The organism is Enterobacter cloacae complex sp. EB5 (genome assembly GCF_031432835.1).
GTDB classification, from domain to species: Bacteria; Pseudomonadota; Gammaproteobacteria; order Enterobacterales; family Enterobacteriaceae; genus Enterobacter; species Enterobacter hormaechei_C.
This window is the reverse complement of sequence record NZ_CP133860.1, coordinates 4229905-4241368: the sequence shown is the minus strand read 5'-3', so window position 1 is coordinate 4241368 and position 11464 is coordinate 4229905. Positions and strand designations below refer to the sequence as shown.

Below are 11464 nucleotides of genomic sequence, written 5' to 3'. Positions count from 1 at the left end.
TTTTGCTTTTCCTGCTGAACCCCAGACCGCACGGTGCTGACGAAATTACTGCAATCATTAGTATGTTGTAACTAAATTACAGCGTTTTAAAAAATCACTGCCCGTCCAAACCTCGGATTGGCTTAATGGTGGACCACGCCCGGCAGGAAGGGCAATGCCAGTAGAGCGAATAGGCGGTGAAGCCGCATTTCTGGCAGCGATAGCGCGGTTTGCTGCGTACCTGTTCACCTACCATGTCTCGCAGCACCATCAGGCTCTCTTTAGCGCGCCCTTCTTCTGCGTCATTAAGGTGGTAATCCATCAGCTTATGGAAGACGCGCATGGTAGGATGACGCTGCAACTGACGGGTAATGTAAACCTGGGCGGTATCACTCCCTTCGTGCTCTTCGACGACATCCGACAGCATCAGCTCGGCTGTGGCACCGGTGTTTTCTTCAACGCAGCGACGCAGAAACGCAACCCACTCGTCCTGCTTACCTAACTGCTGATAGCAGGTTTGCAGCATTTCCAGCGTTTCGCTGACCAGCTCTTTGTCCTGATCGATAACGCGAAGCAGGCTCTCCACGGCTTTGGCGTAATCACCGTTAGCCATAAAGACCCGCCCCATCATGATCGAAATGCGCGCGCTGTTGCGATCGGCCGCGGCGCCTTTCTTTAACAATGCCATGGCTTTATCCATGTCATCGCTACCCATCTGCTGGAGAGCCAGCTCGCAATAGAAGTGGGCAATTTCGACGCGCTGTTTGTCTTTGCCGAGTTTGACCAGCCGTTCAGCGGTATCAATCGCTTTTTGCCAGTCGCTGGTGGCCTGATAGATTTGCAGAAGCTGCTGAAGCGCACCGATACGGAAGTCCGTCTCATCCACCAGCTGAGAGAACATATCCTCGGCGCGATCGTAAAGCCCCGCGGCCATGTAATCCCGCCCAAGCTGCTGCACGGCCAGCAACCGTTGCTCATAGGTCAACGAAGCGCTTTCCATCAGGGTCTGGTGGATACGAATGGCACGGTCAACCTCTCCGCGCGAGCGGAACAGGTTTCCCAGGGTGAGATGCGCCTCTACGGTGCCGGTATCCTCTTTAAGCATGTCGAGGAACAGATCCACCGCTTTATCCTGCTGATTGCTCAGCAGGAAGTTCACCCCCGCAACGTAGTCACGGGAGAGTCGGTTTGCTTCATCCTGTTTTGTTTGTTGCGCGCTTCTGCGGCCCATATACCAGCCATAGGCTGCGGCGACAGGCAAAAGCAGAAACAACAACTCCAGCATATTCGATTATTCCTTGACTACCGGCACACCAGAGCTCGCCGGAATGTCAGACGCAGGCGTAAGTTGATGTTCAAGTCGTTTAATTTTACGTTCAGCGCGAACAAGAGAAACACGAACCTTAAGCCAGAACAGGCCGCATACAAGCCAGCCGATGACAAAACCCGCCGCGAATAACACAGCCAGCAGGCTCGACACCCGGTACTCGCCCTGCGCCAGCAGATAGTTGAAACTTACCTGTTGATCGTTTTGCGCGCCCAATGTGACTGAAATGACAAAAATCGCCAACACCAGTAAGAAAATGAGTAAATATTTCACATGACTTCCCGTTATGTGGTTCGAGCGTATAAAGCGTGTTCAACTCACTGCAATCAGCCTTATAAGCTACCATTTTAGTGGCGGGCGCGAAATGGAAAAAGTAACGCGCCCTACATGGATTTATGGTCAAAATGCGGAATATCAACCTTCAGGTTCCGCCAGACTCCCTTTCGGCTATTTCTTCCTTCTCTTCCGGCGGCGGCGTCAGGGGTCCACAAAAACGTTGTGCAAGCCAGGTCGCCAGCGTCACCAGTACCCACGAGATCAGCGTTGCCACCACCAAATCACGCGGCCAGTGCATCCCCAGTAGCATCCGGCTGCCCATTACGCCTGTCGCCCAGACCAGCAAAATCGCAATCGTGAGGGTACGCCGACGCGGCCACAGCAGTCCTACGCCAAGTAGCGCCCAGCTGGCAGCAAACATCGTATGCCCGGAAGGAAACGCAAAGCCGGTCTCTTTTTGCCAGTGTTTGCGTAAAAAGGTCGGGATATCCTGCTGTTCCGCAAGCTGCTCCTTTACCAGCGCACCGCGATCTTTACGCTTTAAATTGTAGAACTCATCCACCGGAACATGGTGCGTTTTTTCCAGCCAGACGACGAAAGGACGGGGTTCCTGCACGCGATCTTTGACCCACGACTTCACCCCCTGCCCGATAAGTATGGCCCCGCCGAGAATGGCAAACAGTACCAGCGCCGCGCGAAGGCGAAAGCGCAGGCACCACAGGAACCAGCCACAGAGCAGCACGTGCGTAATAATCCCCCACGGCTGGGTGACCGTCTCGGTTATCCAGTATAAGGCTTTCAGCCACGTCTCGTTTTGTCCGGGCTGCCACATCCAGCCGGAGAACCAAACGACCAGGGGGATAACGAGCAATACGGCGGCGCCTGCGGCCGTTCGTCTGGCAATTGAAAGCATGTCCTCTCCTTTTTCACTAAGCACCACAATCATAACTGAATTTCATCATTCAGGTGGATATGTCGGATTGTGCGTTTAACGTTTGTAAAGCGTGGTGGTGATTAGGTGAAGTTGCCGGGCTTGTGGCAAAATAGTCCAATACAGAAAGCATAATGGGGCAAAGGCACGAAACGTGTCAGCCTGGTCTGGAGAATCACATGCAGCTTAAACGTGTGGCAGAAGCCAAACTGCCAACCCCATGGGGCGATTTCCTGATGGTGGGTTTTGAAGAACTGGCAACCGGGCAAGATCACGTCGCCCTGGTATTCGGCGACATTTCGGGGCAAACGCCGGTGCTGTCCCGCGTTCATTCAGAGTGTCTGACCGGTGACGCGCTGTTCAGCCTGCGCTGCGACTGCGGTTTCCAGCTTGAAGCCGCCCTTTCTCATATCGCAGAGGAAGGACGTGGCGTTCTGCTGTATCACCGTCAGGAAGGTCGCAATATCGGCCTGCTGAATAAAATCCGCGCCTACGCGTTGCAGGATCAGGGCTACGATACCGTCGAAGCGAACCATCAGCTCGGCTTTGCTGCTGACGAGCGCGATTTCACCCTGTGCGCAGATATGTTCAAGCTGCTGGGCGTGGACGAAGTGCGTCTGTTGACCAATAACCCGAAAAAAGTGGAAATCCTCACTGAAGCGGGCATCAATATCGTGGAACGCGTGCCGCTGATTGTCGGCCGCAACCCGAAAAACGCGCATTACCTCGATACTAAAGCCGCCAAAATGGGGCACCTGCTGAGCGAGTAAACGCAAAACGCCCGGCACATGTGCCGGGCGAATTTTCAGTCCAGCATCTTACGAATCACATAATGTAAAATGCCGTCGTTCTGGTAATAGGTCAGCTCTGTTGCCGTATCAATACGACACCGGCAATCCAGCACTTCTGTCGTTCCATCTGCGCGCGTTAACTTCACCGGAACGGTTTTACCCGGTTGCAGATTTTGCAGACCGCTGATATCAATCTGCTCTTCCCCGGTCAGACCCAGCGTTTTACGCGTCACGCCCTGCGGGAACTCCAGCGGCAGGATCCCCATGCCGATCAGGTTTGAGCGGTGGATACGTTCAAAGGATTCGGCAATCACCACGCGAACCCCGAGCAGACGCGGACCTTTTGCCGCCCAGTCGCGACTGGAACCGGAGCCGTACTCTTTCCCGGCAATAACGGCCAGCGGCGTCCCCTCCTGCTGATACTTCATGGCTGCGTCATAAATTGAAATGACCTCTGTACCCGGCAGGTGGCGCGTCATGCCCCCTTCCACGCCCGGGACCATTTCATTGCGAATGCGGATGTTGGCAAAGGTCCCGCGCATCATCACTTCGTGGTTACCGCGGCGCGAACCGTAGGAGTTGAAATCGCGACGTTCCACGCCACGACTTTGCAGATACCGCCCTGCCGGACTGTCCGCCTTGATGCTCCCCGCCGGGGAGATATGGTCGGTGGTGACGGAATCGCCCAGCATCGCCAGGATGCGCGCGCCGTGAATATCTTTCAGCGGTGCAGGCTCCGCCAGCATTTCATCGAAGAATGGCGACAGGCGAATATAGGTGGAATCATCCTGCCAGTCATAGGTATCGGAACCCACCACGTCAATCGCTTTCCATTCCGCTGTGCCTTCGAACACTTCCGCATACTCTTTGCGGAACATCTCGGTGGAAACTTTTTCTACCGCGCGCGCAATTTCGCGCGATGATGGCCAGATGTCTTTCAGATAGACCGGTTCATTTTTGCGGTCGTGACCAATCGGATCGGTCGCCAGGTTAATGTTCATGTTTCCGGCCAGCGCATAGGCTACAACCAGCGGCGGCGAGGCCAGCCAGTTGGTTTTCACCAGCGGATGAATACGTCCTTCAAAGTTTCGGTTACCGGAAAGTACCGCGCCAACGGTCAAATCACCCTGCTTGATCGCCATTTCAATGGGCTCAGGCAGTGGACCAGAGTTACCGATGCAGGTCGTACAGCCGTAGCCCACCAGGTTAAAGCCCAGCTCGTCGAGGTAAGGCGTGAGTCTGGCCTGCGCCAGGTAATCGGATACCACTTTCGAACCAGGCGCCAGGGAGGCTTTAACCCACGGCTGTGGCTTGAGCCCCAGCTCTACCGCTTTTTTTGCCAGCAGCCCGGCAGCCATTAACACACTCGGGTTGGACGTGTTGGTACAGGAAGTGATAGCGGCGATCACCACGGCGCCGTCAGGGAGCTGATACTGATGCCCGTTCAGAACATAGTCCACCGGACGGTGATCTTTTTGCGCGGCGTTAACCTCCAGCTCATTGCTGGCGGCAAAGGCATTCGGAACGTTACTCAGGGCGACGCGGTCCTGCGGACGTTTTGGCCCTGCGAGGCTTGCCTCAACGGTGCCCATATCCAGCTCCAGCGTACTGGTAAATACCGGCTCGTCACCCGGGTTACGCCACATGCCCTGCGCTTTGGTGTAGGCCTCAACGAGAGCCACCTGCTCCTCGCTGCGACCACTGAGGCGCATATACTCCAGCGTAACGCTATCAATCGGGAAAAAGCCGCAGGTCGCGCCATATTCCGGCGCCATGTTGGCGATGGTGGCCCGGTCCGCCAGCGGCAGTGAATCCAGACCATCGCCATAAAATTCAACGAATTTACCGACCACGCCATGCTTACGCAGCATCTGGGTGACCGTCAGAACCAGATCCGTGGCGGTAATGCCTTCGGACAATTTACCGGTCAGCTTAAAGCCCACCACATCGGGAATGAGCATTGATACCGGCTGGCCGAGCATGGCCGCTTCCGCTTCAATACCACCGACGCCCCAGCCCAGAACGCCAAGGCCATTAATCATAGTGGTGTGTGAATCGGTACCCACCAGCGTATCCGGGTAAGCCACCCACTCTTTATCCTGCAATTCACTCCAGACGGCTTTGCCAAGATATTCCAGGTTGACCTGGTGACAAATGCCAGTGCCCGGTGGAACAACGCTGAAGCGGTTGAACGCTTGCTGTCCCCATTTCAGAAATACGTAGCGTTCATGGTTACGTTCCATCTCCAGACGGACGTTTTCGCCGAAAGCATCGTCGTCACCAAAGTGATCGACGGTGACGGAGTGGTCGATGACGAGGTCTACCGGGGACAGGGGGTTAACCTTAGCAGTATCGCCCCCGAGACGCTTAACGGCTTCACGCATGGCAGCCAAATCCACAACCGCTGGCACGCCGGTGAAATCCTGCATTAGCACCCTGGCCGGGCGATAGGCAATTTCTCTGTCTGCATGAGCATTTTTCAGCCACCCTGCCAGAGCCTGGATATCCTCCTCGGTAACCGAGTCGCCATCCTGCCAGCGCAAGAGGTTTTCCAGTAAGACTTTCAACGACTTGGGTAACCGCGAAATGTCCCCAAGCGTTCTGGCAGCCAGCGGTAAGCTGTAGTAGCGCCAGGTTTTATTTTCCGCCTGTAATGTGTCCTTACTGGCTTCGCGTAGGGTTAACGACATAAGCTCCTCCTTAAAAACAGGGATGTCCTGACAATCATCAGGGCTGTAATTAAAGATAACACAAAGATGTCGTAACGTTTTGATAACAACCCAAATTGATAAATTTAGGAATGGTCCAACGCGAGGGATAAAACAAAAAACCCCGCCGTGGCGAGGTTTTACGATTTAGTGCAAGGCCAGCCAGAGGAGCTGACACCAGAAGAGGATCGACGCTGAGAATACGCCGAGCCATGACCAGTATTTTACGGTTGTCATGTTATTCATCATAGGGACACCAGACTTTAATTATTAAAGGTTGCGAGGTCTGCCCTCGTTCTATATTGCTGATGTGTATTTATTAAGGAGTACAAAAGTGCACAGTCTTTATTCAGACTATTTGCATCATTACGCAAAAATCAAAATTATTGTTTTTTGGGTTCGTCTTCCGCGAACACATCAATAAAGGCCTGCTGTTGTGGCGTCAGTTTCCAGGAAGCTGGCACGCTGGTTGCTGGCGCCTTACGGGCTTTGTGAACATTGTCACGAAGCTGACACATCTCTTTTCGCGCTTCTGTACGCACCGTCATGACCATAATCAACCCCAGTAATTCCAGACAAGAAGAGCAACCACCACCCAGAACAGGGCAGAGCCAAGAAAGACCGCCAGCCAGGCTTTACGCTTAAGCGCGGGATCCCTTTGCGGTTCTTCACTTCCTGACGGCATTGCTAACCTCATACAATCGACATCGCTTATCATTTAGAGACCAAACAATTGGCACAAGTAATCATCCGATGAGATAAATCCTAAAGAAACTTTAGCCGAAAAGCCAGTGAATTTACGTATCTGAGCCTGGGAAAATTCAATCTTTTGACCCGAAATAAATAATTGAAAAGAATAATTTGCACACCTGTAAATTAGTTTCTACTTTTGTCGCAAATTTGCGACAGTAAAACCATAGTCATTAAATGGGTTATGACGATATATGACAGTGGGCGTAGATGATGATAATTCTAATTCAGGTTTAAAGGGGAATGACGGTATCTTTCCGCGCAAGAAAGATACCGGGTGTGATTATTTGGCGGGAAGTTTAATGTCTTTAAACATCTCTTCGATGTCTTCATTGGAGCGTAACGCCACAGCTGTATCCACCACGTCGCGCGTTAGATGTGGCGCGAAGCGTTGAATAAAATCATACATATAGCTGCGCAGGAAGGTGCTGCGACGAAAACCTATCTTGGTGGTGCTGTGGCTGAAAATATCATGCGCATCCAGACGCACCAGATCCGGGTCTGAGACAGGATCCACCGCCATGCTGGCAATAACCCCAACGCCCAGGCCCAGACGCACATACGTTTTTATGACGTCCGCATCCGTCGCCGTAAAGACAATCCGTGGCGTTAATCCGGCGCGGTTAAACGCGGTGTCCAGTTCAGACCGGCCCGTAAAGCCGAACGTATAGGTCACCAGCGGGTATTGCGCCAGTTCTTCGATTGTCACTTCGCCCTTCCCCGCCAGCGGGTGATCCGGGGTCACAACAATAGAGCGGTTCCAGTGGTAGCACGGGAGCATGACCAGATCATCGTACAGATGGAGCGCTTCCGTCGCGATAGCGAAGTCTGCATTACCTTTAGACACGGCCTCTGCGATTTGCGTCGGTGAGCCCTGATGCATATGCAGGGAAACGCGGGGATAGCGTTCGATAAAACCTTTGATCACCCCGGGAAGCGCATAACGCGCCTGTGTATGCGTGGTGGCAATATACAGAGAACCTTTATCGGGCCAGGTATGTTCCCCGGCGACGGATTTAATGGCGTCGACTTTGGAGAGCACTTCCCGTGCGATGCGTATGATTTCCTGTCCAGCCGGCGTGACCTGCGTCAGGTGCTTACCGCTGCGGGCAAATATCTGAATACCTAACTCATCCTCCAGCATACGCACCTGCTTACTGATGCCGGGCTGAGAGGTATAAAGACCTTCTGCGGTGGAAGAGACATTGAGGTTATGATTGACGACCTCAACGATATAGCGAAGCTGCTGTAATTTCATGCCAGACCATCCGATTTAGCGCATGCGTCAATCGCTTAAGACGATTTGATAATAAGAAACGGGTTAACTATAACCACTATATCATTTATAGCCAGGCTGTATAGTACGGAACAAAAAATAATAACTACGTAATAAAAAAGGGCCGGAAGTCCGGCCCTTTCAGAGGTAAGTTACGGTAAGGAAAGATTATTTCTTGCCTTCAACCCATTTCCCGTCGACAAAGAAGGCTGACCATCCGGTCGCTTTGCCCTCTTTCTCTGCCGCCACGTACTGCTGCTTCGTTTTACGGCTGAAGCGCACCACGGTTTTATTGCCTTCCGGATCCTGCTGTGGCGCATCGGCCAGGTAACGCAGTTTCTCCGGCAGACGGTCGCGGAAGCGGTACAGCTCTTCTACCAGCGGCGCACGAGTTTCGCGCGATTTCGGGAAGGTGTTGGCCGCCAGGAATACCCCGGCAGCACCGTCACGTAGCACGAAATACGCGTCTGACTTCTCGCACGGCAGCTCAGGAAGCGGAACCGGATCTTCCTTCGGCGGCGCAACTTCACCGTTACGCAGGATCTTACGCGTGTTTTTACAATCGTCGTTGGTGCATGCCATGTACTTACCGAAGCGTCCCATTTTCAGGTGCATTTCGGAACCACATTTCTCACACTCAACGATTGGACCATCATAGCCCTTAATGCGGAACTCACCTTCTTCGATCTCATAACCATCGCAGGTCGGGTTATTGCCACAAACGTGCAGTTTGCGTTTTGGATCGATCAGGTAGCTGTCCATCGCCGTGCCGCATTTCTTACAGCGGCGTTTGGCGCGCAGTGCGTTGGTCTCCGCATCGTCCCCTTCCAGCACGTTGAGAACTTCGTTCTCCGGCACGAGGTTGATGGTGGTTTTGCAACGCTCTTTCGGCGACAGCGCATAGCCAGAGCAACCGAGGAATACGCCCGTGGTCGCGGTACGGATCCCCATTTTACGGCCACAGGTTGGGCAGTCGATGCTGGTCAGTACCATCTGGTTAGGCAGCATGCCGCCCTCTTCAGGATCTTTCTCGGCTTTCTCAAGCTGATTGGTAAAATCGCTGAAGAAGCTGTCGAGAACTTTCTTCCACTCTGCCTTATGGCTGGCAACCTCATCGAGGCTGTCTTCCATCTGCGCGGTAAAGTCATAGTTCATCAACTCGCGGAAGTTTGCTTCCAGACGGTCGGTGACAATCTCACCCATTTTTTCAGCATAGAAACGACGGTTCTCAACGCGAACGTATCCACGATCCTGAATGGTCGAAATGATTGACGCATAGGTGGACGGGCGACCGATGCCGCGTTTTTCCAGCTCTTTCACCAGCGATGCTTCGCTGAAGCGCGCAGGTGGCTTGGTGAAATGCTGAGCCGGGACCAGATCAACCAGCGACAGCTCGTCACCTTTGTTGACTGAAGGCAGCGTTCTGTCTTCATCACCTTTACGCAGCGCAGGCATCACTTTTGTCCAGCCGTCGAAGCGCAGAATACGGCCGCGCGCTTTCAGGCGGAAATCACCCGCGCCGACGGTCAGCGTGGTGGAGTCGTATTTCGCTGGCGTCATCTGGCAGGCGACGAACTGGCGCCAGATCAGCTGATACAGCTTCTGGGCGTCCGCTTCCATATCTTTCAGCGATTCTGCCAGAACGGAAACGTCAGAAGGACGAATCGCTTCGTGCGCTTCCTGAGAATTCTCTTTGCTGGCGTACTGATTAGGGCTGTCCGGCAGGTATTTCTTACCGAAGTTGTCCTCGATATAGCCGCGCACCATGTTGACAGCGTCCTGGCTCAGGTTGGTGGAATCAGTACGCATGTAGGTGATGTAACCCGCTTCATACAAACGCTGGGCCATCATCATGGTTTTCTTCACGCCGTAACCCAGACGCGTACTCGCCGCCTGCTGGAGAGTTGACGTGATAAACGGTGCGCCAGGCTTGCTGCTGGTCGGTTTGTCTTCACGATCCAGAACCTGATAACGCGCTTTTTCCAGCAGCGCCACGGCGGCCATGGTTTGATCGCGATTTTCAGGACGGAACGGTTTGTCGTTGTGGTGGCTCACCTGCAACGGCAGCGCATCGCCGCCCGGCGTGGTGACATTCGCATCCACTTCCCAGAACTCTTCCGGGACGAACGCTTTGATCTCGCGTTCACGCTCTACAACAAGACGAACAGCCACAGACTGCACACGCCCCGCAGACAGGCCGCGAGCGACCTTTTTCCACAGCAACGGCGAGACCATGTAGCCTACAACGCGGTCCATAAAGCGACGCGCCTGCTGAGCGTTAACACGGTCGATATTCAGTTCACCCGGCTTTTCAAACGCCTGACGAATCGCATTCTTTGTAATTTCGTTGAACACTACACGGCTGTAGCGTTTGTCATCACCCCCGATCACTTCCCGCAGGTGCCATGCGATGGCCTCCCCTTCGCGGTCAAGGTCGGTTGCGAGATAAATGTGGTCTGCTTTTTCAGCAAGCTGTTTCAGCTCGTTAACGACTTTTTCTTTGCCTGGCAGCACTTCGTAATGTGCATCCCAGTTGTGCCATGGGTTAACACCCATGCGGTTGACAAGCGCGCTACGTTCATCCTTTTTAGGCTTTTTAGCCCCTTTGGTGGAGGTAGAGTCTGCGCTCTTTTTGCTGGCTGAGCCACTGGTCGGCAAGTCGCGAATGTGACCAACGCTGGACTTAACCACGTAGTCATTGCCCAGATATTTATTGATCGTTTTGGCTTTTGCCGGGGACTCAACGATGACGAGAGCTTTACCCATATTCACCTTTACCTAATTTAATTCTTCCAGGAATACGCCGCACGTTGATTTCCCTTCCGCTGACGACGAGCCATTGATATTGCGACGTCGTCAGGGGATATCAACCCCTATGTGTTACCGAACGTCAGAATGGCGACATCCAGGTCATTGAGTTTTCGGGTATTTTTCTCACATCAAAGTTCATTCGTGACGAATTCCCGGTCGAATGTCAAGCAATTCTGTTGCCAGAATGACGAAAGCGCACACTGTACCTGATAAAATTCGTTACGCAACTTTATTAGCATGCAAAAGCAAATCCCGCCAGCCAGCCCCTGTTCCTTATCCCCTCGGATAACAGGGAAAATTTGCCCCCGAAGCGACCCAGGCGTAGACTATTGTCACTGTTTAAGGAGTGGAATATGCAGAATACGACCCAACCCATTGACCGAGCTTCACTGCTTATCGAAGCAAACAAACTCATTCGCGACCATGAAGACACCCTGGCGGGGATTGAAGCGACTGGCGTGGAACAACGTAATGGCGTGCTGGTGTTCAGCGGTGAATACTTCCTTGATGAACAAGGGTTACCCACCCCAAAAAGCACCGCCGTGTTTAACATGTTTAAATACCTGGCGCATACCCTCTCAGAGAAGTACCACCTGGTCGATTAAAACGAAAACG

At 53.2% G+C, this 11464-nt stretch carries 11 protein-coding genes; 2 read left to right on the top strand and 9 right to left on the bottom strand.

The annotated features are described in order from the left end of the window. Nucleotides 1-94: 94 nt before the first annotated feature. The 3 genes from lapB to pgpB form a co-directional block, all read right to left on the bottom strand. Entirely contained in the window at nt 95-1264 is a 1170-nt protein-coding gene (lapB, locus tag RHN82_RS20405) for a lipopolysaccharide assembly protein LapB (protein WP_003856819.1), read from the bottom strand. 6 nt (nt 1265-1270) lie between these two features. Further along, the gene (locus tag RHN82_RS20400) at nt 1271-1579 is read right to left on the bottom strand and encodes a LapA family protein (RefSeq protein ID WP_003856817.1); all 309 of its coding nucleotides are present in this window, start codon (nt 1577-1579) and stop codon (nt 1271-1273) included. Nucleotides 1580-1727: 148 nt separating this feature from the next. Further along, nucleotides 1728-2495, bottom strand: a complete 768-nt coding sequence (gene pgpB / locus RHN82_RS20395; RefSeq protein WP_003856815.1) for a phosphatidylglycerophosphatase B — start codon at nt 2493-2495, stop codon at nt 1728-1730. A 197-nt stretch (nt 2496-2692) separates the two neighbouring features. Between pgpB and ribA the strand changes: the two genes are divergently transcribed. Further along, nucleotides 2693-3283: a GTP cyclohydrolase II gene (gene ribA / locus RHN82_RS20390; RefSeq protein ID WP_003856813.1), complete on the top strand. Its 591-nt coding sequence runs from the start codon at nt 2693-2695 to the stop codon at nt 3281-3283. 35 nt (nt 3284-3318) lie between these two features. On the opposite strand, the gene acnA is transcribed toward ribA, so the two are convergent. From acnA to topA, 6 genes are all read right to left on the bottom strand, one after another. Then, entirely contained in the window at nt 3319-5994 is a 2676-nt protein-coding gene (gene acnA / locus RHN82_RS20385) for an aconitate hydratase AcnA (RefSeq protein WP_047051539.1), read from the bottom strand. Between the two features lie 165 nt (nt 5995-6159). Then, on the bottom strand, nt 6160-6258 hold the full coding sequence (gene ymiC, locus RHN82_RS20380) for a small membrane protein YmiC (protein WP_032103392.1): 99 nt from the start codon (nt 6256-6258) through the stop codon (nt 6160-6162). Nucleotides 6259-6395: 137 nt separating this feature from the next. Then, on the bottom strand, nt 6396-6566 hold the full coding sequence (locus tag RHN82_RS20375; protein ID WP_032634178.1) for a hypothetical protein: 171 nt from the start codon (nt 6564-6566) through the stop codon (nt 6396-6398). Nucleotides 6567-6568: 2 nt separating this feature from the next. Next, nucleotides 6569-6709, bottom strand: a complete 141-nt coding sequence (locus RHN82_RS20370) for a YmiA family putative membrane protein (protein WP_213083754.1) — start codon at nt 6707-6709, stop codon at nt 6569-6571. 336 nt (nt 6710-7045) lie between these two features. Beyond that, a complete protein-coding gene (gene cysB, locus RHN82_RS20365) occupies nt 7046-8020 on the bottom strand; it encodes an HTH-type transcriptional regulator CysB (RefSeq protein WP_006810844.1) in 975 nt (324 codons plus the stop codon). 186 nt (nt 8021-8206) lie between these two features. After that, nucleotides 8207-10804: a type I DNA topoisomerase gene (topA, locus tag RHN82_RS20360; RefSeq protein WP_003856806.1), complete on the bottom strand. Its 2598-nt coding sequence runs from the start codon at nt 10802-10804 to the stop codon at nt 8207-8209. A gap of 398 nt (nt 10805-11202) precedes the next feature. Here topA and RHN82_RS20355 point away from each other — a divergent pair, with 398 nt between their 5' ends. Continuing rightward, complete coding sequence (locus RHN82_RS20355) at nt 11203-11454, top strand: YciN family protein (RefSeq protein ID WP_003856804.1); 252 nt, start codon at nt 11203-11205, stop codon at nt 11452-11454. Nucleotides 11455-11464: the final 10 nt, after the last annotated feature.